21 protein-coding genes are annotated in these 24,856 nt (G+C 65.8%); 17 read left to right on the top strand and 4 right to left on the bottom strand.

Annotated features, from left to right (window positions below):
* Positions 1-176: 176 nt before the first annotated feature.
* Positions 177-950, bottom strand: a complete 774-nt coding sequence (locus tag PV773_RS23565; RefSeq protein WP_347968703.1) for a gamma-glutamyl-gamma-aminobutyrate hydrolase family protein — start codon at positions 948-950, stop codon at positions 177-179.
* A 300-nt stretch (positions 951-1,250) separates the two neighbouring features.
* On the opposite strand from PV773_RS23565, the gene PV773_RS23560 reads away from it, so the two are divergent.
* Entirely contained in the window at positions 1,251-2,360 is a 1,110-nt protein-coding gene (locus PV773_RS23560) for a TRAP transporter substrate-binding protein (protein ID WP_347968702.1), read from the top strand.
* A gap of 170 nt (positions 2,361-2,530) precedes the next feature.
* Positions 2,531-3,640 carry a TRAP transporter substrate-binding protein gene (locus tag PV773_RS23555; RefSeq protein WP_347968701.1) on the top strand — a complete coding sequence of 370 codons (1,110 nt, stop codon included), beginning with the start codon at positions 2,531-2,533 and terminating at the stop codon, positions 3,638-3,640.
* Positions 3,641-3,726: 86 nt separating this feature from the next.
* On the opposite strand, the gene PV773_RS23550 is transcribed toward PV773_RS23555, so the two are convergent.
* The 3 genes from PV773_RS23550 to PV773_RS23540 all read right to left on the bottom strand — a co-directional run bounded on the left by PV773_RS23550 (position 3,727) and on the right by PV773_RS23540 (position 7,179).
* Positions 3,727-5,484 carry a TRAP transporter large permease subunit gene (locus PV773_RS23550; RefSeq protein WP_347968700.1) on the bottom strand — a complete coding sequence of 586 codons (1,758 nt, stop codon included), beginning with the start codon at positions 5,482-5,484 and terminating at the stop codon, positions 3,727-3,729.
* Positions 5,481-6,065: a TRAP transporter small permease subunit gene (locus PV773_RS23545; RefSeq protein ID WP_347968699.1), complete on the bottom strand. Its 585-nt coding sequence runs from the start codon at positions 6,063-6,065 to the stop codon at positions 5,481-5,483. Before PV773_RS23545 ends, PV773_RS23550 begins: the two co-directional genes overlap by 4 nt.
* A 208-nt stretch (positions 6,066-6,273) precedes the next feature.
* On the bottom strand, positions 6,274-7,179 hold the full coding sequence (locus tag PV773_RS23540; RefSeq protein WP_347968713.1) for a branched-chain amino acid ABC transporter permease: 906 nt from the start codon (positions 7,177-7,179) through the stop codon (positions 6,274-6,276).
* Between the two features lie 93 nt (positions 7,180-7,272).
* Here PV773_RS23540 and PV773_RS23535 point away from each other — a divergent pair, with 93 nt between their 5' ends.
* The 15 genes from PV773_RS23535 to PV773_RS23465 form a co-directional block, all read left to right on the top strand.
* Positions 7,273-7,875: a CGNR zinc finger domain-containing protein gene (locus PV773_RS23535; protein WP_347968698.1), complete on the top strand. Its 603-nt coding sequence runs from the start codon at positions 7,273-7,275 to the stop codon at positions 7,873-7,875.
* Positions 7,868-8,392 carry a hypothetical protein gene (locus PV773_RS23530; protein ID WP_347968697.1) on the top strand — a complete coding sequence of 175 codons (525 nt, stop codon included), beginning with the start codon at positions 7,868-7,870 and terminating at the stop codon, positions 8,390-8,392. Before PV773_RS23535 ends, PV773_RS23530 begins: the two co-directional genes overlap by 8 nt.
* Before the next feature lie 204 nt (positions 8,393-8,596).
* Entirely contained in the window at positions 8,597-12,073 is a 3,477-nt protein-coding gene (locus PV773_RS23525; protein WP_347968696.1) for an indolepyruvate ferredoxin oxidoreductase family protein, read from the top strand.
* 127 nt (positions 12,074-12,200) lie between these two features.
* A complete protein-coding gene (locus tag PV773_RS23520; protein ID WP_347968695.1) occupies positions 12,201-14,525 on the top strand; it encodes an EAL domain-containing protein in 2,325 nt (774 codons plus the stop codon).
* Positions 14,526-14,680: 155 nt separating this feature from the next.
* Entirely contained in the window at positions 14,681-15,460 is a 780-nt protein-coding gene (locus PV773_RS23515) for a hypothetical protein (protein WP_347968694.1), read from the top strand.
* 92 nt (positions 15,461-15,552) lie between these two features.
* On the top strand, positions 15,553-16,227 hold the full coding sequence (locus PV773_RS23510) for a Crp/Fnr family transcriptional regulator (protein WP_340036561.1): 675 nt from the start codon (positions 15,553-15,555) through the stop codon (positions 16,225-16,227).
* A gap of 355 nt (positions 16,228-16,582) precedes the next feature.
* Positions 16,583-18,565: an AMP-binding protein gene (locus PV773_RS23505; RefSeq protein ID WP_347968693.1), complete on the top strand. Its 1,983-nt coding sequence runs from the start codon at positions 16,583-16,585 to the stop codon at positions 18,563-18,565.
* A complete protein-coding gene (locus PV773_RS23500) occupies positions 18,562-19,386 on the top strand; it encodes an ABC transporter ATP-binding protein (RefSeq protein ID WP_347968692.1) in 825 nt (274 codons plus the stop codon). Before PV773_RS23505 ends, PV773_RS23500 begins: the two co-directional genes overlap by 4 nt.
* Before the next feature lie 10 nt (positions 19,387-19,396).
* Entirely contained in the window at positions 19,397-19,537 is a 141-nt protein-coding gene (locus PV773_RS23495; RefSeq protein WP_347968691.1) for a DUF3096 domain-containing protein, read from the top strand.
* A gap of 86 nt (positions 19,538-19,623) precedes the next feature.
* A complete protein-coding gene (locus PV773_RS23490; protein WP_347968690.1) occupies positions 19,624-20,583 on the top strand; it encodes a branched-chain amino acid ABC transporter permease in 960 nt (319 codons plus the stop codon).
* A gap of 4 nt (positions 20,584-20,587) precedes the next feature.
* Complete coding sequence (locus PV773_RS23485) at positions 20,588-21,664, top strand: branched-chain amino acid ABC transporter permease (RefSeq protein WP_347968689.1); 1,077 nt, start codon at positions 20,588-20,590, stop codon at positions 21,662-21,664.
* A gap of 74 nt (positions 21,665-21,738) precedes the next feature.
* Positions 21,739-23,052: an ABC transporter substrate-binding protein gene (locus PV773_RS23480; protein WP_347968688.1), complete on the top strand. Its 1,314-nt coding sequence runs from the start codon at positions 21,739-21,741 to the stop codon at positions 23,050-23,052.
* Between the two features lie 175 nt (positions 23,053-23,227).
* Positions 23,228-24,073 carry an ABC transporter ATP-binding protein gene (locus PV773_RS23475; protein WP_347968687.1) on the top strand — a complete coding sequence of 282 codons (846 nt, stop codon included), beginning with the start codon at positions 23,228-23,230 and terminating at the stop codon, positions 24,071-24,073.
* A gap of 138 nt (positions 24,074-24,211) precedes the next feature.
* Positions 24,212-24,460 carry an aa3-type cytochrome c oxidase subunit IV gene (locus tag PV773_RS23470; protein WP_347968686.1) on the top strand — a complete coding sequence of 83 codons (249 nt, stop codon included), beginning with the start codon at positions 24,212-24,214 and terminating at the stop codon, positions 24,458-24,460.
* Between the two features lie 277 nt (positions 24,461-24,737).
* The coding region (locus PV773_RS23465; RefSeq protein WP_347968712.1) for a hypothetical protein at positions 24,738-24,856 on the top strand (119 nt) is incomplete at its 3' end.

Genomic DNA, 24,856 nt, shown 5'->3' with positions numbered 1-24,856 from the left:
CGGTGCCCAAGGGACCCAGATGCCTGTGCTTCAATGCTGAAACGCGGCTGAACGCACGAGGCAGGCGCCACGCCTCGGTAGCCCTCATCGTGAGCCTGTCGAACCACGAGGGCGCTGGGAGCTGCGTTCTGAAAGCCCTCCGCCAGCCGAGGCTTTGGCGACCAGCCGGACGCGGCCTACTCCGCTGCCGTCCTCGCCGCCTGCCGCGCCACCGCGTGGGCGCGGGCGGCGTCGCCGAAGGCCTTGAAGATGCGCTGCGAGACGTCGTCGGACTTCACCCAGTATTCGGGGTGCCACTGCACGCCGACGGCGAAGGCGCGTGCGTCGCGCACCGAGACGGCCTCGACGGTGCCGTCGGGGGCGACGGCCTCGACCTGGAGCTTCGAGCCGAGCCGCTCGACCGCCTGGCGGTGAACCGAGTTGACCATGATGTCGCCGGCGCCGAACACGCCGGCCAGGCAGCTGCCCGGCTTGATGGTCGCCACCTGGCGGATGGCGAAGCGCTCGTCCTGGTTGTCGCTGACCGGTGCGCGGTGATCGTCGATGCCGTCGCGCTCCTGGATCTCGGTGGCGAGCGAGCCGCCCAGCGCCACGTTCAGCTCCTGGATGCCGCGGCAGATGGCGAGCAGCGGCACGCCGCGCTCGATCGCCTTGCGGATCAGCGGCATGGTCGTCGAGTCGCGGGCGAAGTCGTAGGGGCCGTTGGCTTCGGTCGCTTCCTCCCCGTAGAGGCGGGGGTCGACGTTCGACTTCGAGCCGGTCAGCATCACGCCGTCGACGGAGGACAGGAGCTCGTCGAGATCGAGGCGGCCGCCGAAGGAGGGGACCAGCACGGGCAGCACGCCGGCGCCCGCGATCGCGGCCTCGAGATATTGCTGCGGCGCCGCATGCCAGGTGTAGTTCTCGAACTGCTTGACATCGGTCGAGACGGCGACGAGCGGCTGGCGCATGATCGGATTCTGGTCCTTCTGAGAAACAGGCTGCTTCCTTGCCTACAAAATAGGCGAAGCCAAGGTGCATTTCCAATGCAAGTTTGATTGTGCAGCCAAGCGCCCGACACAAGAGTTAGACTATAGTTTTAGGCCCGCGCGGCGGCGGCAGGATTTGTGTCGTCAATCGGCGAGAGCCGGGCGGCGCGCGCTTTACTCGCATCATCGGCCGTGTATTGATGCCCGCGACGTTGGTTGCGGGAGGCCAAAGATTTCCCCCACGTCACGCATTTTCGTTCGGTCCAGCATGGGAGGATCTTAATGGATCGCCGTTCATTCATCAGGAAAGCCGGCGCGACCGGCGTGGGCGCAGCGGCTGCGGCCACAACACTCGCCGCACCGGCAATCGCTCAGGCCAACCCCAAGGTGACCTGGCGCCTGACTTCGTCGTTCCCGAAGTCGCTCGACACGATCTATGGCGGCGCCGAGGTGCTGTCGAAGTATCTGTCGGAAGCGACGGACGGCAACTTCACGATCCAGCCCTTCGCGGCCGGCGAGATCGTTCCTGGTCTGCAGGCGGCGGACGCCACCACGGCCGGCACCGTCGAGGCCTGCCACACGGTCGCCTATTACTACTGGGGCAAGGACCCGGCCTGGGCGCTCGGCGCGGCCGTGCCGTTCTCGCTCAATGCGCGCGGCATCAACGCCTGGCACTACCACGGCGGCGGCATCGACCTGTTCAACGAGTTCCTGGCGACCCAGGGCCTGTTCGGCCTGCCCGGCGGCAACACCGGCGTGCAGATGGGCGGCTGGTTCCGCAAGGAGATCAACACGGTCGCCGACCTGCAGGGCCTGAAGATGCGCGTCGGCGGTTTCGCCGGCAAGGTCCTCGAGAAGCTCGGCGTGGTGCCGCAGCAGCTCGCCGGCGGCGACATCTACCCGGCGCTCGAAAAGGGCACCATCGACGCCGCCGAATGGGTCGGCCCCTATGACGACGAGAAGCTCGGCTTCCAGAAGGTCGCGCCCTACTACTACTATCCCGGCTGGTGGGAAGGCGGCCCGACCGTCCACTTCATGTTCAACAAGGCCAAGTACGAGGAGCTGCCGGCGGCCTACAAGTCGCTGCTGCGCACCGCCTGCCATGCGGCCGATGCCAACATGCTGCAGAAGTACGACTTCCTGAACCCGACGGCGGTGAAGAACCTCGTCGCCAACGGCGCCCAGCTGCGCCCGTTCAGCCCGGAAATCCTGTCGGCCTGCTTCGACGCGGCCAACGAGGTCTATGCCGGCATGGAAGCCTCCAACGCCAACTTCAAGAAGATCTGGGATTCGATCAAGGCGTTCCGCAAGGAGCACTACCTCTGGGCCCAGATCGCCGAGTACAACTACGATACGTTCCTGATGATCCAGCAGCGCAACGGCAAGCTCTGAGCGCAGCACCGATCAGTTGAAAGGGCCTCGCGGCGCGAGCCGCGGGGCCTTTTATTTTCTGCGCAAATCCTCCCCGCTTCGGCTATTCTGCCGCGCGTGCCGGTTAAGACAGAACATATGGGGTCCGGCGCGTATTCAAGAAAATGTCCAACAACGAATGGGAGCAAGGGATGGATCGCAGATCTTTCATCCGCAGGGCAGGTGCATCCGGCCTTGGGGCGGCCGCAACCGCGTCGATGCTGGCGGCGCCGGCAATCGCGCAATCATTGCCGAAGGTGACCTGGCGCTGCACGTCGTCGTTCCCCAAGGCGCTCGACACGATCTATGGCGCCGCCGAGACGATGGCGAGCTACGTGCGCGAGGCGACCGACGGCAACTTCAGCATCCAGGTCTTCGCGGCCGGCGAGATCGTGCCTGGCCTGCAGGCCGCCGACGCGGCGTCCGCCGGCACGGTGGAGTGCTGCCACACGGCCTCCTACTACTACTGGGGCAAGGACCCGACATATGCGCTGGCGACGGCGGTGCCGTTCATGTTCAACGCGCGCCAGATGAATGCCTGGATCTACCACGGCGGCGGGCAAGACCTGCTCAACGGGTTCTACGCCACGCAGGGCCTCTACGGCCTGGCCTGCGGCAACACCGGTGCGCAGATGGGCGGCTGGTACCGCAAGGAGATCAACACGGTCGCCGATCTCAAGGGCCTGAAGATGCGCGTCGGCGGATTCGCCGGCAAGGTGCTCGAGACGCTCGGCCTGGTGCCGCAGCAGATCGCCGGCGGCGACATCTATCCGGCGCTGGAGAAGGGCACCATCGACGCGGCCGAATGGGTCGGTCCCTATGACGACGAGAAGCTCGGCTTCCACAAGGTCGCGCCCTACTACTACTACCCCGGCTGGTGGGAGGGCGGCCCGACGCTGCACACGCTGGTCAATCTCGCCAAGTGGCAGGAACTGCCCAAGCCCTACCAGGTGGCGCTGACCTCGGCCTGCCAGGCCGCCAATACCGACATGATGGCGAACTACGACTACAAGAACCCGGCGGCGCTGCGCCGGCTCGTGGCCAACGGCGCGCAACTGCGTCCGTTCAGCCAGGAGATATTGAAGGCCTGCTTCGACGCCGCGCACCGGACCTATGGCGAGATCTCGGCCTCCAATGCCGCGTTCAAGAAGATCTTCGACAGCCAGGCCGCCTTCCGCAAGGACGCGTATCTGTGGGCGCAGCTGTCGGAGTACAGCTTCGACACCTTCATGATGGTTCAGCAGCGCAGCCAGGCGCTCTGATCCCACAACGACCACGGCTTGTGCCGCCGGTCCGGTCATCGAAACGAGAAAGGGCGCCGCGAGGGCGCCCTTTCCGTTCCTGCAGGTCAGTTGAAGCTCGGCGGCTTCGACAGGTCGTTGGCCGGTGCCGCCGGCTGCGCCGGAGCGGTTCCCGGTTGCGCGGGAGCCGTACCGCCGGCGGGCGCACCGAGCGGCGGCAGACCGAGACCGCCGCCAAGGCCGCCGCCCAGGCCCGGAAGGTCGGGCATCTTGATCTCGATGGTCGAGGGATCGACCGGCTTGCCCTTGTAGTGCATGACCATCTGCGGGAAGGCGATGGTGAGGCCGATCATGATGATCTGGATGCCGACGAACGGCACCGCGCCCCAGTAGATCTGGCCTGTCGTCACCGGCTGGATCGCCTTGCCCGTCAGCCTGTCGAGATAGGGCACGCGGGCCGCGACCGAGCGCAGGTAGAACAGCGCGAAGCCGAAGGGCGGGTGCATGAAGCTGGTCTGCATGTTGACGCCCAAGAGCACGCCGAACCAGATCAGGTCGATGCCGAGCTTGTCGGCGGCCGGCGCGAGCAGCGGCACGATGATGAAGGCGAGTTCGAAGAAGTCGAGGAAGAAGGCGAGCAGGAACACCAGTATGTTCACCGCGATCAGGAAGCCCAGCTCGCCGCCGGGCAAGGACACCAGCAGGTGCTCGACCCAGAGGTGGCCGTTGACGCCGTAGAAGGTGAGCGAGAAGACGCGGGCGCCGATCAGGATGAAGATGACGAAGGAGGAGAGCTTGGTCGTCGCGGCCAGCGCCTGGCGGATCACGTCGAGCGACAGCCGGCCCTTGACCGCGGCCATGATGAGGGCACCCACCGCGCCCATGGCGCCGCCCTCGGTCGGGGTGGCGATGCCTAGGAAGATGGTGCCGAGCACCAGGAAGATCAGCGCCAGCGGCGGGATCAGCACGATGATGACCTGCTGCGCCAGCTTCGACATCATGTTGATGCCGAGACCGCGGTCGGCGATGGCGATGAGATAGATCGCAACCACGCCCACGCAGGCGCCGAGGATGTCGGCGTTGGCGCCGTGGGTCGGCGACAGGTAGACATGCGCGCCATAGGCGAGGGCGCCGGCGAAGATAAGCGCCACGATCAGCGAGGTGATGCCGTGGCCGAGCGTCCTGGCTTCGGGCGGCAGTGCCGGCATCGAGTTCGGCCGGATGATCGACATCAGCAGGATGTAGCCCATGTAGAGCCCGGTCAGCACGAGGCCGGGGATGAGCGCGCCCTTGTACATGTCGCCGACCGAGCGGCCGAGCTGGTCGGCCAGCACGATCAGCACCAGCGAGGGGGGGATGATCTGGGCGAGCGTGCCGGACGCCGCGATGACGCCCGAGGCGACGCGCCGGTCATAGCCGTAGCGCAGCATGATCGGCAGCGAGATCAGGCCCATGGCGATGACCGAGGCCGCGACCACGCCGGTGGTGGCGGCAAGGAGCGCGCCGACGAAGATCACCGCATAGGCGAGGCCGCCGCGGATCGGGCCGAACAGCTGGCCGATGGTGTCGAGCAGGTCCTCGGCCATGCCCGATCGTTCGAGCACGATGCCCATGAATGTGAAGAACGGAATGGCGAGCAGCGTCTCGTTCGACATCACCCCCCAGAAGCGTTCGGGCAGGGCGTAGAGCAGTGGCCAGGACAGGTTGATCGAGCCGCCCGACAAGGGGGCCAGTTCAACGCCGATGAAGAAGAACAACAGGCCGTTGGCGGCCAGCGAGAAGGCGACCGGGTAGCCGAGGAGCAGGAAGATGACGAGCGAGAAGAACATGATCGGCGCCATGTTCTGGGCGATGAACTCCATCATGAGCGCACCTCGTCGGCAATGGCCTTGCCTTCGAGTTCGGCCGCCTCATGGGCGGAGATGAAGGGGTTGGGGTCGTCCATGTCGCCGCGCATGATGGCGATCTTCTTGATGATCTCGGAAACGCCCTGCAGGCCGAGCTGGAGGAAGCCGATCAGGAGCAGCGCCTTGGCGGGCCAGATGACCAGGCCGCCGGCGCTGGCCGATACTTCGCCGGACCGGACCGACAGGCTCACATAGGGGATGAAGTAGAAGATCATCAGAAGCACGAAGGGCATGAGGAAGAACAGGTGCCCCAGCAGGTCGATCCAGTGCTGCACCCGGCGCGAGAACATGCCGTAGACGATGTCGATGCGGATGTGCTCGTTCTGCTTCAGCGTGTAGGCGGCGGCCAGCATGAAGGCCGCGCCGAACAGGTACCACTGCAGCTCCAGCCAGGCGTTGGAGGACATGTTGAAGGTCTTGCGGATGACCGCGTTGCCGGCGCTGACCAGGATGGCGAGCAGGATCGCCCACGCGACCGTCTTGCCGATCGCCTCGTTGATACGGTCTATCAGTCTGGATAGAGCCAGAAGCCCTGCCATGCCTTCCTCCCTTGTTGTGCTCTTGGGGCGGCCGTGTTCCCCGAATTTCTTGTTCGGCGCTCCCCTTGTGTTCATGGGTATGCCGGCCAAGGGTGCCGCGTCAACATAACGGCCGCGCGACGTCAACCGCGGCAGCCCGCGCAAAACCGGGAAATTGTGGAATGCTGCGGCGGCATTCAACCAAAGTTGAATCGGCCTGCGCTTCCGGTCAGCCCGATGCGCGCTGGTCCCTGCGATCGCCGGTGAGCACCAGCATGGCGGCGAGCAACGCATACATCCACGCGTCGCGCCATTCGATGGGGAAATACCCAGCCCACAGCGACTCGGCCATGCCGAAGGCTGCGGCTCCGAGTGCTGCGCGCGCGGGTGCGTAGTAGCTGCCGACAGCGGTGACGAAGAGGATCTTCAGCCCGTAGACGAGCCCGGCGCCGAAGCCGAGGTTGCCGTAGTAGAGTGCCGCCAGCACGCCGGCCAAGGCGGCGCAGAGGCCGCCCAGCAGGACCGTCCGGTTGAAGACGCGCGCGGTGTCGACGCCGCACAGCCTGGCGGCGAGCGGATCGTCGGCGACGGCGCGCCAGTCCCTGCCGAAGCGCGACCGCGCGAGATGGAACGCCCCGGCCGCGACGGCCGCGGAGGCGAGCGCGACGTTGAGCAGCTGGATCACCGTCAGGGTCGCGGCAAAGCCGCCGCCCGTGGCGAAGGCGACCGGCGTCGCCAGCATCGGCGGCAGCCAGAGGTCGCGGGTGTCGGCGGAGATGCGGGTCAGCTCCATCAGCACGATGAGCACGCCGAGCGTCGCGGCCACGATCGTGTTCGGCGAGTGACCGGCGAGCGGCGCAAACACGAGGCGCGACAGCAGGCGACTGACGAGGCCGGCATAGGCGAATGCGACCGCGATGCCGAAGGCGACGGTCGCCGGCAGCGTCAGCCACAGCACTTGGTAGCCGTAGACCGCGGCCAGGATCATCGTCTGGCCGCAGAAGGCGAAGATCGCGCCATGCGCCAGGTTGGTGCGCTTGAGCAGGCCGTTCGCCAGCGCGTAGCCGAAGGCGAGCAGCGCATAGATCGCTGCCGAATGCACGCCGTTGAGGAGCTGTTGCAGGAAATAGAGCATGCGCGGACCGGCGCGCGGGCTCATCCCGCGCCGGTTGAGGTTGCGCCTTGAAATCTAACTTGTCAAACGACGTTTACCAGTTAGATTTGGACCATGGCAGTTTCATGGACACGGCATCGCTTCTCCGGCGGCGCGCTCGCGCTCGATGCGGCCAACACGGTCGTCCTGCGCGGCGACGCGGAGCGGAGTTTCGACCGCTTCGCCGAGCCGGCCGAGATCGCACGCTTTGCCACGGCGGCGAGCGAGTACCGGGCGGACGAGCTTCGGGGCAGGGCGGTGGCGGTGTCCGACCCTTTCGCAGTCGCGGGCAAGGTCCTCGCCATCCGCGAGGCGGCGGACAGGCTGTTCCGGCGCGGCGTGACGGAAGGCGCATTCGCCGCCCCGGACATGGCCCCGCTGCTCGTCGCCTGTGCCGACGGGCTTGCCGGCGTCGCCGAGACGTTCAGCCCGGCCGCGCCCTTCGGGCGGGACGCACAGCCACTGGAGCTCGAGGCGGCGCTCGCCGTGTCGGCGCTCTCGCTGCTCGCGCCGGACAATCTCGGCCGCATGCGGATATGCCCCAACTGCAACTGGCTGTTCCTCGACCGCAGCCGCAACGTTAGCCGGCTCTGGTGTGACATGGCGGTGTGCGGCAACCGCCAGAAGGCCAGGCGGCACTATCGCCGCCGCAGCATGGGGGAGGCATTCGATGCCTAGTCTGAGCAGGATCGTGCTGGGCCTCGCGGCATTGGTGCTGCTCGGCCTGGCCGGCTGCCGCGAGAGCGGCGGCGAGGGCGAGCATTTCGAGCTTTCCGGACGCCTGTTCGTTTTCAACTATCGGGTGGCGACCGTACGCTACATGGTGACGCTGAGGCCGTTGCAGCCGATCGGCGACGGCGAGGTCGCCGTGGCGAGCTTCGAAAATCCCGCCGGCGGCGAGACCATCGTCGTGCGGCAGAAGATCTGGCCGATGAGCCGGAAGGTGACGATCGAGAGCCCGCCGCTCGAATGCGTCGCCAAGGACCGGCCCTACAAGGTGACGATCCGCATCGAGGATGCGGCAGGCCTGCCGATGCAGACCATCGAGACGACGATGGCCTCGTCGCAGGACCAGTCTGCGCTTCCGGACCGGCCGCTGGTGGTGGGGCCGTTCTACGATCCCAATCCGGCACTGGCCGGCCATCCCGACGGACGGCTTCCCGGCGGCCGCGGCGTGACCTGCCCGGCATCGTGACCGGCGGCAAGGACGGCGCCCGCGCCGCCCTGAAACGAGCGGCAGGCGAAGCCGATTTGCGATCGCCCCGACAGGTCCCGCCCAACAACATTTGCGCTGGAAAGCCATTCGTTTGACGCGACAGCCGCCCATGGAAAGGCTATCCCTAGGCCACCCAAGGTCAGCTGCGCCGAATCCCGGGCGGTTCGGGCACAGGAAATGCGCATGACGCTCCACGACGTCGCTCTCGACGACAAGTTCGATCTCGGCAAGGAGCGCATCTTCCTGTCCGGCGCGCAGGCCGTCATCCGCATGCTGCTCATGCAGCGCGAGCGCGACCGGCTCGCCGGCCTCGACACCGCAGGCTTCGTCTCCGGCTATCGCGGCTCGCCGCTCGGCGGCCTCGACATGCAGCTATGGCGGGCGAAGTCGCAGCTGGCCCGGTCGAACATCGTGTTCCAGCCAGGCCTCAACGAGGAACTGGCGGCCACCGCCTGCTGGGGCTCGCAGCAGACGGAGCTGCTGGGCGAGGGCAAGCACGACGGCGTCTTCTCCGTCTGGTACGGCAAGGGGCCCGGCGTCGACCGCTCCGGCGACGTGTTCCGCCACGCCAACCTGGCAGGCTCCTCCCGGCACGGCGGCGTGCTGGCGCTGATGGGCGACGACCACACGGCCGAATCCTCCACCAACGCGCATGCGACCGAATTCCTGTTCGTCGACACGATGATCCCGATCCTCAACCCGGCAGGGGTGCAGGAGCTGATCGACTACGGCCTCTACGGCTTCGCCCTGTCGCGCTTCGCCGGCACCTGGGCGGCGATCAAGTGCGTCAAGGACAACATCGAATCGACCGCCTCTGTCGACGCCTCGCTCGGCCGGCTGAACATCGTCCTGCCGGAGTTCGACATGCCGCCCGGCGGGCTCAACATCCGCCACGAGCTCGACCAACTCGGCCAGGAGGCGCGGCTGCACGAATACAAGCGCGCCGCGGCGGCCGCCTTCATCCGCGTCAACGACATCAATCGCATCGTCTATTCCGGGGGCCGCAAGCCGAAGCTCGGCATCATCACGGTCGGCAAGAGCTTCCTCGACGTCCGCCAGGCGCTCGACGACCTCGGCATCGACGAGAAGCGCGCCGGCCAGCTCGGCATCCGGCTGTTCAAGGTCGGCTGCCCGTGGCCGCTCGACCTCGAGCACATCCGCGATTTCGCCCGCGGGCTTGAGACGATCATCGTCGTCGAGGAGAAGCGCTCGCTGATCGAGACGCAGCTGCGCGAGGATCTCTACGGCACTTCCATGCAGCCCAAGGTGGTGGGCAAGAAGGACGAACGCGGCGACTGGCTGTTTCCGGCCAAGGGGGCGCTCGACCCCAACGACATCGCCATTGCCATCGGCGAGCGCGTGCTCAAGGTCATCGGCCCGTCGGAGGAAATCGCCGCCCGAGTCGGCCGGCTGCGCCAGTACCAGGCGATGCTGGCCGACACCAAGGACGTCGCAGGCCGTACCCCCTTCTTCTGCTCGGGCTGCCCGCACAATACCTCGACCAACGTGCCGGAAGGGTCGATCGCCGGGGCCGGCATCGGCTGCCACTTCATGGCGCTGTGGATGGATCGCAGCACGCTCGGCTTCACCGCGATGGGCGGCGAGGGGGCGCAGTGGATCGGCCAGGCGCCGTTCTCCAGGCGCGAGCACATATTCCAGAACCTCGGCGACGGCACCTACAACCACTCCGGCACGCTGGCGATCCGGTTCGCGCTGGCTTCCGATGCCAACATCACCTTCAAGATCCTCTACAACGACGCCGTCGCCATGACCGGCGGCCAGCCGCACGAAGGCAGCCTCACCGTCGACATGATCGCCCGCCAGGTGCGGGCGGAAGGCGTCGAGCGCATCGCCGTCGTCACCGACGAGCCGGGCAAGTATGGCGGGCGCGGCCAGTTCCCGGCGGGCACCACGTTCCATCACCGCGACGACCTCGATTTCGTCCAGCGCCAGCTGCGCGACATACCGGGGGTGACGGTTCTGCTCTACGACCAGACCTGTGCTGCCGAAAAACGCCGCCGGCGCAAGCGCGGCACCTTTCCCGATCCCGACAGGCGCGTGTTCGTCAACGAACTCGTCTGCGAGGGTTGCGGCGATTGCGGCGTCAAATCCAACTGCGTGTCGATCCAGCCGGTCGAGACCGAGTTCGGGCGCAAGCGCAGGATCGACCAGTCGAGCTGCAACAAGGACTTTTCGTGCCTCAGCGGCTTCTGCCCGTCCTTCGTGACCGTGCATGGGGCTAAGCTGCGCAAGGCGGAGGGCATCGCGGGCGCCAGCGATCCGCTCGAAGGCGTGCCCGCGCCGAGGCAATTCCCGCTCGACCGCGACGGCTGGGCGGCGATCATCGACGGCGTCGGCGGCACGGGCGTGGTCACCATCGGCGCGATCCTCGGCATGGCGGCGCATCTCGAAGGCAAGGGCTGCGGCATGATCGACATGGCCGGCCTCGCCCAGAAGGGCGGCTCGGTGTTCAGCCATGTGCGGATCGCGCCCACGCCTTCAGACATCAACGCCATCCGCGTTTCGGCCGGCAAGGCCGACCTGATCCTCGGCTGCGATCTCGTCGTCTCGGGCGCCAAGAAGGTGCTGGCCGCGGCGCGCGAGGGCCACACCATCTTCGTCGCCAATACGGCCGAGATCATGCCTGGCGAATTCGCGCGCCTGGCCGACTTCTCGCTGCCGACGGAGCGGCTGAAGAAGTCGATCCGCGCGGCGGCGGGCGAAGCCAACGCGCATTTCTTCGACGCCACGCGGACGGCCTCGGCCCTCTTCGGCAATTCGCTCGGCGCCAACATGTTCATGCTCGGCTTCGCCTTCCAGCATGGCGGCCTGCCGCTCTCGGCCGAGGCGGTCGAACGCGCCATCGAACTCAACGGCGAGGCGGTGGCGATGAATGTCACGGCCTTTCGCTGGGGGCGCCGCGCCGCGCACGAGCCCGGCTTCGTCCGTGCCATGGTCGAGCGGTTCGGCCGTGGCGAGGAAGGTGCCGTGGCGCAGACCCTCGACGAGGTGATCGCGCGTCGCGTCGAATTCCTGGCCGCCTATCAGGACGCTGCCTATGCAGACCGCTACAGGGCACGTATCGCAGCCATGCGCGCGGCGGAATCGGGTGCCGTGCCGGGCTCGACCGCCGTCACCGAAGCTGCGGCGCGCAGCCTGTTCAAGCTGATGGCGATCAAGGACGAATACGAGGTCGCGCGGCTCTACACAGACGGGTCCTTCCAGCGCGAGCTGTCGAAGCAGTTCCAGGATTACGACCGGCTCGAGTTTCACCTCGCGCCGCCGATCCTCGGCAGGAAGGGTGCGGACGGCAGTCCGCGCAAGTCGAGCTTCGGCCCCTGGATGATGAAGGCGTTCAGGCTGCTGGCGGCGATGAAAGGCTTGCGCGGGACGATGTTCGACGTCTTCGGCTACACCGCCGAACGGCGCTCGGAGCGCGAGCTGCTCGCCGCCTACGAGGCCGACCTCGACCTCATCCGCGCTTCGCTCGACCCGCGCACCGTCGAGGCCGCCGCGGCACTGGCCTCGGTGCCGCAGCTCGTCCGTGGCTACGGCCATGTCAAGCATGCGAGCATGGGCAAGGCCGCGGGCGAACGCGCGCGGCTGGTCGAGCGCTTGCGGGAAGCGCCACGGCGCGAGGACCTGCAGGCCGCCGAATAGCTGATACGACTTGTTTACCTGAACTCGAGATTACAGCCTCTGGCAGGTTGCCCTGGGGCTGCGGAACCGTCCGGAAACGGGCTTTCTAAGCCTTTCTTAAGGCGCATGTGCCAGTGCTTGGTCGGCCATGCGGGCTCCGGACGTGCGCAGAAAAAACAACGAGATACCAGTCGACGTCTACATACCTTTCGTGGAAACGCTTTTCCGCGATGGCTCGACGCTTGCCGTTGGTATGATCGCCCAGACGATGCTGATGGTCGTCGTTTGGTGGAAGACGGCGCACCCGCTCTACCTCGTCATTGCGCTCTGCATGCTGCTCGTCGGCACATTGCGCCTACGAAACTTCCGCAAATACAACAACCTGCCGGCAGCCACCACCTGGGAAGAAGCGCGCAAGCGCGAGAACGACTATATCCTGTACGGGTCGTTGCACGGCCTTGTGCTGGGCGCGTTCTGTCTGGCGGGCATCTACTTCGCCTACGATCCGTTCGCCGAGATTGCCGCCGTCTGCGTGACGCTTGCTTCGGCCACGTCGATCGCCGGCCGAAATTACGGCTCGCCGCGTATGGTGGTGATCCTCACCGTCACCATGACGTGGGCCATCTCCCTGGGTTTCCTGTTGCGCGGCGACTTCTACCATGTGTTCCTGGGGCTGCTGTCCGCGCCGTTCCTCTATGCGATCCGCAAGTTCGCCGACACCGTGCGCGACGTGCTTTTCACCGCCGTGTCGGAGGAGAAGAAGGCCAACCGCCTGGCCCAGCGCTTCAATCGTGCGCTCAACACCATGTCGCACGGCCTGGTGATGCTGGGCCCGGACGGCCGCGTCGCGGTAGCCAATGCCGAGGCCGCGCATCTGATGTCGGTGCGTGCGCCGGAGGCGCTGCTCGGGCGGTCGATCCACGGTCTCCTGATGCGCGGCGTCGCCGCCGGACAGCTGGCGTTGAAGGATTGCCGCTACATCGAGGCGCAACTGACCCGGGCGCTGCGCGAAGGCAGGGACCGCAAGGTGCTCGTGTCGCTGTCGAACGGGCGGTTCCTCGAGTTTTCGGCCCGCGAGGGCAGCCAGGAACTCGGCGTCATCACCTTCGAGGACGTGACCGCGCGAGTCGCCGCCGAGGAGAAGATCCGCTTCATGGCGCGCTACGACAGCCTCACCGGCCTGCCCAACCGTGCCTATTTCCATGAGGTCGTCGACGAATGCATGTTCGCCGGCGACCGCGACCGGCTTTGCGCGCTCGCAGTCCTCGACCTGGACGATTTCAAGAGCGTCAACGACACGCTCGGCCATCCCGTGGGCGACGGCCTGATCTATGCGGTTGCCGAGCGGCTCGCCGTCTTCGCCGGCGACAATGTCAAGGTCAGCCGCTTCGGCGGCGACGAGTTCATGATCTATTTCGACCAGGTCGACAGCGAAGCGCATCTGGGTTCGATGCTCGACCGCATCTTCGCCGCCATGCAGGGCGAGGTGGACGTCGCCGGACACGTCCTGCGCATCCAGGCCAGCGGCGGCGCCGTGCTCGCACGGGTTCGCGATTCCGACGTCGACACGATGATCGTCAAGGCCGATCTTGCCCTCTACAAGGCCAAGGACATGGGCAAGAATGGCTGGCAGCTGTTCGAGTCGGTCATGGACGCGGCCTTCCGCAACCGCCAGATGATGAAGGCCGATCTTCGTGCCGCCGTCGAAGCCGGCGCCCTGCGCGTGGTCTTCCAGCCCATCGTGTCGATGAGCACCATGCGCATCGCCAGCTGCGAGGCACTCTGCCGCTGGGACCATCCGGACCTGGGCCCGGTGTCGCCCTCGACCTTCATCCCGCTGGCCGAGGAGATGGGCATCGTCTCCGACATCAGCACCTTCGTGCTGCAGGCGGCCTGTGCCGAATGCTCGAAGTGGCCCGCCCCGATCAGCGTGTCGGTGAACCTTTCGGCCAAGGACTTCCGCAACCGCGACGTCGTCGACAAGGTGAGGGCGGCGCTTGCCGCTTCCGGTCTTGCGGCCAATCGCCTGGAGATCGAAGTGACCGAAACGGCACTGCTCGACGACAAGTCGCAGACGCGGGCGTATGTCGAAGAGCTCAAGTCCATCGGCATCCGCATCGCGCTCGACGATTTCGGCACCGGCTATTCCAGCCTGAGCTACCTGCACAAGCTGCCGCTGGACAAGGTCAAGATCGACCGCAGCTTCCTGGCCGACGTGGCGCAGAACCCGCGTTCGCTCCAGCTTCTCAAGGGCATAGTCGACCTGTCGCGCCCGCTTGGCCTGACGGTGACCGTCGAGGGGGTGGAAACCTTCGAGCAGCTCAAGATCCTGGCCGTCGCGGTCCAGCCCGACCTGGTGCAGGGCTTCCTGTTCGGTTCGGCACTGTCGTCGTCGGGCATAGAGACGATGTCCAACACGGTCTGGCCGTTCGCGCAGGACCTGAGCCGGGCGCGCAAGGCCGCCAACCGCTGATCTTCTCCGTCGCTGGAAGCTTAACGCGAGAATATGCTTAATTTTCCGTTAATTATTAACCTTAACGGAAGGTAAATGAGAACTGTCTTATTTTCATCTTTACATCATGAGGGCCTACGCTACCCTTCTGCCAGGGCGGAAGTACGGGGAAAGCCATGACCATCCATCAAGCGACGTCCGGCGGTGACGCCGACGTCAAGAGTAGCAGTGAGTCCGAAGCAGAGTCGTCGTTTGCAAGTCACGTTTCGAGTTTGCTCGAGAGGACCGAATATCGCCGTTGCGACAAGGGCGAGGACCTCGAAGACATCTACCGTCTCCGCTACAAGTCGTATCGCCTGAGCGACATGGTGTCGGAAAACGTCGACCACACGATCCATGACAACCTGGACGAAGTGGAAAACTGCTACAAGTTCGGCATCTATATCGACGGCCAGCTGGTCAGCACCTTGCGCATCCATCATGCGTGCCGGGAGACCCCGCGGTCACCGTCGACGACGGTCTATGGCGACGTGTTGCATCCGCAACTGGCGGCTGGGACCACCTTCGTCGATCCGAGCCGTTTCGCGGCAGACCCCGACTGGTCGCGAGTCTATCCGCAGATTCCCTACCTGACGCTTCGCCTTGCCGGCATGGCCTGCTTCTATTTCGAGACGCCATATTGCCTTTCGACGATCAGGCCGGAGCACTCCGGGTTCTATCGCCGCATCTACAAGTCGGAGCAGATCGGCGAGTTGCGCGAATATCCCGGCCTGAACTACAAGGTCGTGCTCTACCGTGCCGACGTGAACGCCATCCGCGAGCGCTCGTTCAAGCGCTTCCCGTTCTTCAAGTCGACGCCGATGGAGCAGCGGCTGATGTTCGGCAGGCCGGGCGTCGGCGAGCTTGCGCCGCTGACCATTCTTCCGACGGCGAAATACTACCGCGAGGCGGCGTGAGCGGCCCTGCCGCCGCGCCTTGCCATGGCAGGCGGCCGCGCCCATAAGTTGGCGATGCCGGGACGCGCGGAGCCCGGCGATTCCGAGGGCCGATGACATCCCGCAGCGAACTCGTCCGAAGCACAGTCTGGTCGCGCGACCTGGCGGCGGACGAGCTTGAGCGCGCCACCCGCGGGGTGACCGAGAAGCACTTCGTCAAGGGCAGCTACATCTGCCATCGCGGCGACCGCTGGGACTATTGGGGCGGCATCGTCACCGGCCTGGTCAAGATGAGCTCGATTGCCCGCAGCGGCAAGGCGATCACCTTTGCCGGCCTTGGCGCCGGCGGCTGGTTCGGCGAAGGCTCGGTGCTCAAGGACGAGCAGCGCAAATACGATCTCGTCGCGCTGCGCGACACGCATCTGCTGCTGATGAACCGCGCCACCTTCTTCTGGCTCACCGAAAACAGCGTCGGCTTCAACCGGTTTCTCGTCCGCCAGCTCAACGAGCGCCTGGCGCAGTTCATCGCCTCGACCGAATACGAGCGGCTGCTCGACCCCAAGGCCAAGGTGGCGCGCAACCTGTCCTGGCTGTGCAACCCCGTGCTGAACCCGCATGTGAAGAGCCTGGTCGAGATCACCCAGGAAGAGATCGCGCTGCTCGCCGGCGTATCGCGGCCGGTCGCCAACCGCAGCCTGCAGGAACTCGAGCAGGAAGGCCTGCTGCGCGCCGAACACGGCCGCATCTACGTCGTCGACGCCGAAAGGCTGGGCGACTACGGCGCATAGAGATGCGCTAGGGTGTCAACTCGTCTTGCTGTCGGGGGGCGGGGCGCGGGGACCGCGCATTTAAAAGACAACCTGCCGTCCTGTCTGTCAAGCGGCGCGTTGATCGGCCACCGCCTTCGCGCGTAGCCTCACCTCAATCAAAGCCGGCGCACGACGCCGGGCCGTCGGAGAAAACTCCGCAGCAGAAAGGGAGGAGCTCGCATTGACCGATGCCGGCATCGCCGCGCGCGCGGATGTCCACCATGCAGGCGGCAACGCAGGCCGTTATGCTAAGGGCGGGCTTGCCGCCCCTGCGCATCCTGCCAGAATGCCCCGCTCGACCGCCAAAGATGCGGCAAGCGGGAGGAACTGGCGCATGGGTGCATCGGCGCATGCCGACGGCATGGATACGTTCCCGAAATTCCTGCTGCTCAACGCCGAACGTTTCGGCGACCGCCCCGCCATGCGGCACAAGGACTTCGGCATCTGGCAAAGCTGGACCTGGAGGGAGCAGCTGGCCGAGATCCGCGCCTTCGCCATCGGGTTGCAGGCACTCGGCCTCGAGCGTGGCGACCGCATCGCCATCATCGGCGCCAACCGGCCCAGGCTCTACTGGAGCTTCGCCGCCGCCCAGTCCATCGGGGCCGTGCCCGTGCCGGTCTATGCCGATGCGGTGGCCGAGGAACTGGCCTATGTGCTCGACAATGCAGGCGTGCGCTTCGCCGTCGTCCAGGACCAGGAGCAGGTCGACAAGATCCGCTCCTTCGCCGGCCAGATCCACGCCCTGACCGATGTCATCTACGACGAGCCGCGGGGCCTGCGCGACTACGATCACAAGGGCCTGCACGATTTCGGCAAGGTTCAGGAGCAGGGGGCTGCGCTGCTCGCCGCCAGTCCCGCGCTCGGCGACGCCTGGGAAGGCGCCGTCCGCGATGCGTCCGGCGACGAGATATCGGTCATGCTCTACACCTCCGGCACTACCGGCCGGTCGAAGGGTGTGATGATCAAGGCCGTCAACGCGGTCAGCGCGGCGCGCGACACTGCCGTCTTCGATCGCCTCTCCGAGAATGACAGCGTGCTTGCCTACCTGCCGCTCGCCTGGGTCGGCGACCACTACCTCAACTACGCGCAGGGCTACGTCGCCGGCTTCTCGATGAACTGCCCCGAAAGCAGCGAAACCGTGGCGCAGGACCTGCGCGAGATCGGCCCGACCTTCTATTTTGCGCCGCCGCGCATCTTCGAGGCCCTGCTCACCAGCGTCACCATCCGCATGGAGGATGCCGGCTGGCTGAAGCGCAAGATGTTCGCCCACTATATCGGCGTCGCGAAAAGATACGGCGAAGCCATCCTCGAGGGCCGCCCGGTGCCGCTCGGCGGACGCATCGCCTACGGCATCGGCGAGTTCCTCGTCTACGGCCCCCTCAAGAACGTGCTCGGCCTTTCCAACATCCGCGTCGCCTACACCGCCGGCGAGGCGATCGGCCAGGACCTGTTCTCGTTCTTCCGCTCGCTCGGCATCAACCTCAAGCAGCTCTACGGCCAGACCGAGGCCTTCCTCTATGTGACGGTGCAGAAGGACGGCGAGGTGCGCGCCGATACCGTCGGGCCGGCCGCGCCCAACGTCGACATCCGCATCACCGACGCGGGCGAGGTGCAGTTCCGCTCGCCGGGGCAGTTCTCCGGCTACTACAACCAGGACGACAAGACCGCGGAAGCGATGACCGAGGACGGCTACGTCAAGACCGGCGACGCCGGCTTCTTCGACAAGGACGGCCAGCTCAGGATCATCGACCGTGCCAAGGACGTCGGCAAGCTCGCGACGGGTGCGCTGTTTGCGCCCAAATACATCGAGAACACGCTGAAGTTCTTTCCCAACATCAAGGAGGCGGTCGCCTATGGCGACGGCCGCGGCTTCGCCTCCGCCTTCGTCAACATCGACCTGCAGGCGGTGGGCAACTGGGCCGAGCGCAACAACATCGCCTACGCTTCCTACCAGGAGCTCGCCGGCCACCCCGAGGTCTATCGCATGATCGCCGGCAACGTCGAGGAAACCAACCGGCGCCTGTCGCGCGAGCCGATGATGGCGGGCGCGCAGATCAGGCGCTTCCTCATCCTGCACAAGGAGCTCGACGCCGACGACGGCGAGCTGACGCGGACCATGAAGGTGCGCCGCGCCTTCGTCGCCGACCGCTACGCGCCGCTGATCGAGGCGCTCTACGACGGCTCGACGGAGAAGTTCGTCGACACCGAGGTGACCTACGAGGACGGCCGCAAGGGCCGCATCAAGGCGACGGTCCAGATCATGGACGTCGGGACCTTCGGCGCCGAGGGCGCGGCGGCGCGGGAGGCTGCGGAATGAACATCCACGCCAGCCCGCAGCCGGCCGCTGCGGCCGACGACGGCATTGCCGCCGGCGGCCTCCTGATGGAGGTGAAGAACGTCTCGCTGTCCTTCGGCGGCGTGAAGGCCATCACCGATATCTCGTTCGACGTGCGCAAGGGCGAGATCCGCGCCATCATCGGGCCCAACGGCGCCGGCAAGACGTCGATGCTCAACGTCATCAACGGCTTCTACACGCCGCAGCAGGGCACCATCGTCTTCCGCGGCCGCGAGCGCCGGGCGATGAAGCCGCACCACGCGGTCCGGCAGGGCATCGCCCGCACCTTCCAGAACGTCGCGCTGTTCAAAGGCATGTCGACGCTCGACAACATCATGGCCGGCCGCTCGGTGCTGATGCGGCGCAACCTGTTCTGGCAAATGCTCTGGCACGGCCCGGCGCTGGCCGAGGAGATCGAGCATCGCCGCGTCGTCGAGGAGATCATCGACTTCCTCGAGATCCAACACATCAGGCGGGTGCCGGTCGGCAAGCTGCCCTACGGCCTGCAGAAGCGCGTCGAACTCGGCCGCGCGCTCGCCATGGAGCCGTCGCTGCTGCTGCTCGACGAGCCGATGGCCGGCATGAACCTCGAGGAGAAGGAGGACATGAGCCGCTTCATCCTCGACGTGAACCGGCAGCGCGGAACGACAATCGCGCTGATCGAGCACGACATGGGCGTGGTCATGGACCTCTCCGACCGGGTGGTCGTGCTCGACTACGGCAAGAAGATCGCCGACGGCCCGCCCGACGAGGTCAAGTCAAACCAGCAGGTCATCGACGCCTATCTCGGCGTCGCACATTGAGGAGGCTTCCATGATGGTTCCGATCGCACCGCTCATCTCGCTGATCGCCGGCGTCCTGATCCTCGTGATGCCCAGGCTGCTCAACTACATCGTCGCCATCTACCTCATCATCGTCGGCCTCATCGGCCTGTTCCCGCAGCTGGCGGGGTGAGGCGCACGCATGTTTGAACGCTCTCCCTTACCGGCTCGGGGTGGCAATGAACCACCCTTGCCGACCCCAGATACGGAGCCGTCGTCATGGATCTCCTGAACTCCATCCTGGTGAAGCCCTTCGGCGACATGTTCGGTGCGCCCGACTTCCTGATCCAGGTGCTGTGGGAGGGCCTGGTGGCCGGCGTGCTCTACGCCCTCATCGCCCTCGGCTTCGTGCTCATCTACAAGTCGTCGCGCATCTTCAACTTCGCGCAGGGCATCATGGTGGTGTTCGCGGCGCTGACGCTTGTCGGCCTGCACGAGAAGGGCGTGCCGGCGCTGCTCGCCGTGCCGATGACGCTCGCGGTCATGTTCGCGCTCGCGGTCGCCATCGAGCGCGTCGTGCTCAGGCCGCTGGTCAACCAGCCCGACATCATCCTGTTCATGGCCACGATCGGCATCACGCTGTTCCTCGTCGGCTTCGGCGAACTCATCTTCGGCGGCGAGAACAAGGTGATGATCACCCAGCAGCTGTTCATCCCCACCGGCAGCTTCGAGTTCGAACCCTTCGGCGGCTTCGTCTCCATCGAGCAGAAGGACGTCACCGCCGTCATCGGCGCGGTGCTCCTGGTCGCCGGGCTGATCCTGTTCCTCAACCGCTCGAAGATGGGCCGCGCCATCCGGGCGCTGGGCGACGACCACCAGGCGGCGCTCTCGGTCGGCATCTCGCTGTCGACCATCTGGGTGTTGGTCTGGTTCATCGCCGGCGTCATCGCGCTCGCCACCGGCATCGTCTGGGGCGCGCGGGCAGGGGTGTCCTTCGCGCTCGAGGTCATCGCCTTCAAGGCGCTGCCGGTGCTGATGCTGGGCGGGCTCGAATCCGTGCTCGGCGCCATCGTCGGCGGCATCGCCATCGGCGTGCTGGAGAAGCTGTTCGAGATCTACTGGGGCCAGCCGCTGCTCGGCGGCAACACCGAAACCTGGTTCGCCTTCGTCTTCGCCCTCGTCGTTCTCCTGTTCCGGCCGCAGGGCCTGTTCGGCGAACGCATCATCGAGCGGGTGTGAGGCCATGCTCTATCGCACAGCCGGCCAGTTCAAGACCTCCTACCACGCCGACCACGCGCTGTTCCCGGTCAGACAGGACGCGCTGCTGCTCGGCTTCATCCTCTTGCTCGCCTTCGTCGTCTTCCCGATGACGGCCAGCGAGTTCGTCTTCAAGGCGCTGCTCGTGCCGGTGCTGATCTATGCGCTGGCGGCGCTGGGGCTCAACATCCTCACCGGCTTCGCCGGGCAGCTGTCGCTCGGCACCGGCGCCTTCATGGGGGTCGGCGCCTATGCCTGCTACAAGCTGGTCAGCATCTTCCCCGAGATGAACATCGTCGTGGCGATCGCGCTGTCGGGCTTCTTCTCGGCGGCCATCGGCGTCGCCTTCGGGCTGCCGTCGCTCAGGATCAAGGGCTTCTATCTCGCCATCGCCACGCTGGCCGCCCAGTTCTTCCTGGTCTGGCTGTTCGAGAAATGGGCCTGGCTCTACAACTACAATTCGTCGGGCGCGATCCAGGTGCCCAACATCGACATGTTCGGCGTCACCGTCGCCGGGCCGAATGCGAGCGCGGTGGTGCAGTACTACTTCGTGCTCTGCGTGGTCGCGCTGGTCACCTTCTTGTCCATCAACATCACCCGCGGCCGCGTCGGCCGCATCTGGAAGTCGGTGCGCGACATGGACATAGCCGCCGAGCTCGTCGGCATCAACCTGATGAAGGCGAAGCTGTCGGCCTTCGCGGTGTCGTCCTACATCGTCGGCGTTTCGGGGGCGCTGTTCGTGTTCCTGTGGCGCGGTGCGGCCGAGCCGGTGCTGTTCGACATCCCGCTGTCGTTCCGCGTGCTGTTCATCGCCATCATCGGCGGCCTCGGCTCGATCCTCGGCAATTTCCTCGGCGCGATCCTGATCGTGGCGCTGCCGGTGATCATCAGCGCCCTGCCGGCGGCGCTCGGCCTGCCGGTCAGCTCGGCTGCGGTCGAGCACCTCAACACCATGACCATTGGCGCACTCATCATCGCCTTCCTGATCATCGAGCCGCACGGGCTCGCCCGCTTCTGGGCGATCATCCGGGAGAAACTCATCATGTGGCCGTTCCCGCACTGACGCCGGGGCGGCCTTCGAGACGGGCCGGTCGACCCGATCCGAACGGAGAAAGCGACCAAGTGGAGGAGACCAGAATGAAGACGTTCCTGAAGAAGACCCTGCTGCCGGTGGCGTTGCTCGTCGGCACCGCGCTGGCGGTGCCGGCGCTCGCCGCGGAAGACGCGATCAACGTCACCAACCTGTCCTACCGTACCGGGCCGTTCGCGGCGACGGGCACGCCGCTTATGAACGGCCAGCGCGACTACATGCTGATGCTCAACGAGCGCGACGGCGGCGTCAACGGCGTCAAGCTGAACTACGACGAGTGCGAGACCGGCTACAACACCGAGAAGGGCGCCGAGTGCTACGAGAAGACCAAGGCGACCAGCATCGTCACCCAGCCCTGGTCGACCGGCATCACGCTGCAGGTGCTGCCCAAGTCCAACGTCGACAAGGTGCCGATCCTCGCGCCGGGCTACGGTTTCTCGCCGATGACCGACGGCAAGATCTTCCAGTGGGCCTTCAACCCGCCGGCCACCTACTGGGACGGCGCCTCGATGATCCTCAAGAGCATCTCCGACGGCAATGTCGAGAACCTCAAGGGCAAGAAGATCGTGCTGCTGCACCTCGACGCGCCCTACGGCAAGGAGCCGATCCCGCTGCTCAAGGCCTATGCCGACAAGTACGGATTCACCTTCCTGCCGATCCCCGTCGGGGTGAAGGAGATGCAGAACCAGTCGGCGCAGTGGCTGCAGATCCGGCGCGAGCGTCCGGACTTCGTGCTGATGTGGGGCTGGGGCGCGATGAATGTCGGCGCGGTCACCGAGGCGGTCAAGACCAAGTTCCCGATGGACAAGTTCGTCGGCATCTGGTGGTCCGGCCATGACGGCGACATGAAGTCGGTCGGCGAGGCGGGCAAGGGCTATCGCTCGCTGTCGTGGAGCCTGCCCGATTCCAACTCCCAGGCGATGCAGGACATCAAGAAATACGTCGTCGACGCCGGCAAGTCGCAGATCGGCGCCGGCGAGTTCGACTGGGTGTTCTACCAGCGCGGCGTGCTGATCTCGATGTTCACCGTCGAGGGCATCAAGGCCGCGCAGGAGAAGTTCGGCACCAAGGTGGTCAATGCCGAGCAGCTGCGCTGGGGCCTCGAGAACCTCAAGCTCGACGATGCGAAGCTCGCCTCCATAGGCATGGCCGGCATGATCGGTCCGTTCTCCACCGCCTGCAACAACCATGCCGGCCATGCCGGCGCCTGGATGCTGCAGTGGGACGGCACGAAGTTCGTCAAGGTCTCCGATCTCCTGTCGGCCGACCAGGACATGATCGCGCCGCTCGTCGAGGCCGAGGCCAAGAAATACGCCGAGGCCAACGCGCCCTGGCCGGTCAACGAAGAGTGCAAGATGTAGTGCCGCCGCCTGCTCCTTCGGGACAGGCGAAACTTGAACAGGCGAGGGGCCGGGACATCGCCCGAACCGCTCCTCCGATTTGGGCGTAGCGGCGCCTCTCGCCCGCGCCCTCTCCCCGCCACCGCGGGGAGAGGGCGGTCGGGCCGGCGGCAAGACGATGAACGGGAGGACGAAGATGACGAGCAAGGCCGGTTCCGACCTCGAGCCGAAGAACGCCCAGGCGCCGATCCTCTCGGTCAACAACATCGAGGTGATCTACGACCATGTCATCCTGGTGCTGAAGGGCGTTTCCCTGTCGGTGCCGGCCGGCGGCATCACCGCGCTTTTGGGCGCCAACGGCGCCGGCAAGACCACGACGCTCAAGGCGATCTCCAACCTTCTGCTCGCCGAGCGCGGCGAGGTCACCAAGGGCACCATCGTGTTCGACGGCGACCAGGTGCAGGCGCTGTCGCCCAACCAGCTCGTCCGGCGCGGCTGCATCCAGGTCATGGAGGGCCGCCACTGCTTCGGCCATCTCACCGTCGAGGACAATCTCCTGTCCGGCGCCTTCACCCGCCGCGACGGCAAGGCCGCCGTGCGCGCCGACCTCGACCTCGTCTACGAGTATTTCCCGCGCCTCAAGGTGCGGCGCACGAGCCAGGCGGGCTACACGTCGGGCGGCGAGCAGCAGATGGTGGCCATCGGCCGGGCGCTGATGTCGCGGCCGAAGATGATTCTCCTCGACGAGCCGTCGATGGGGCTCGCGCCGCAGCTGGTCGAGGAAATTTTCGAGATCGTCAGGAAGCTCAACGAGGAGCAGGGGGTGTCTTTCCTGCTTGCCGAGCAGAATGCCGGGGTGGCGCTGCGCTATGCCAAATACGGTTACATCCTCGAGTCCGGCCGCGTGGTTCTCGACGGCGAAGCACGGGCGTTGCGCGAGAACGAGGACGTGAAGGAATTCTATCTCGGCGTTGGCGGCGAGGGGCGAAAATCATTCCGCGACGTCAAGCACTACAAGCGGCGCAAGCGCTGGCTCGCCTGAGCCCCTGCGTCGATATGTGCGGTGATTGCCAGAGAATCCGTTGATATTCTTGTCACACGGCGAAAGGCAATCTTTCCATTGCCCTGCCGCGCGCATTTCGCTATGTGCCCTTGAACTCGTATTCCGGAGGGGACTCTCATGGCTGACCACACGCCGACCGGCCCGATCGAACTTGGCGCAGATATGGACTACGCCGAGCACGAGAAAACCTATTCGACCTTCATCACCCTGGCGAAATACGGCACTATGGTCTGCGTGGCACTGATCGTCGCCATGGCCTTCGGCTTCTTCACGCCCGCCGGCTTCTTCTCGTCCACGGTGCTGTTTCTGATCATCTGCGCCGTCGGCGGCTATCTGCTCCGCGACGTGCCGACCCATATTACCTGACATTTTCTCCGCGCAGCCGCGGGTTTTCCGCGTCCGCTCGAATCCCCTCCAGAAGGGGTAGGGTTGGAACAGGCAGTCTTCGCTCTGAACGACCTGAATGCGGACCGGCGGCGTGTGCCGATGCTGCCTGCGCGCCCGGCGGGGCGCGACTTCGATGTGATTTCTGGGACGCCGGCCTCCGGCCCCGTCCCGTGCGGATTTCGTTGGTAGAGGCCGACGCAACTTTTCGCGTCAGGCACTTTACGTTTGGTAAGGTTCCAGCCGAAAGGACGTAGCGGTGGGCCAGGCAATATTCATACCGAGGGAAACTGACCCGAACGAGAGCCGCGTTGGTGGTTCGCCGGAGACGGTGAAACGCCTTGTCGGCTTTGGTTTCGAGGTGATCGTCGAGGCGGG

The sequence above is a fragment of the Mesorhizobium sp. CC13 genome, assembly GCF_039907765.1.
Classification (GTDB): domain Bacteria; phylum Pseudomonadota; class Alphaproteobacteria; order Rhizobiales; family Rhizobiaceae; genus Aminobacter.
The sequence above is the reverse complement of the archived record's forward strand: the minus strand, read 5'-3'. Positions and strand labels throughout refer to the sequence as shown.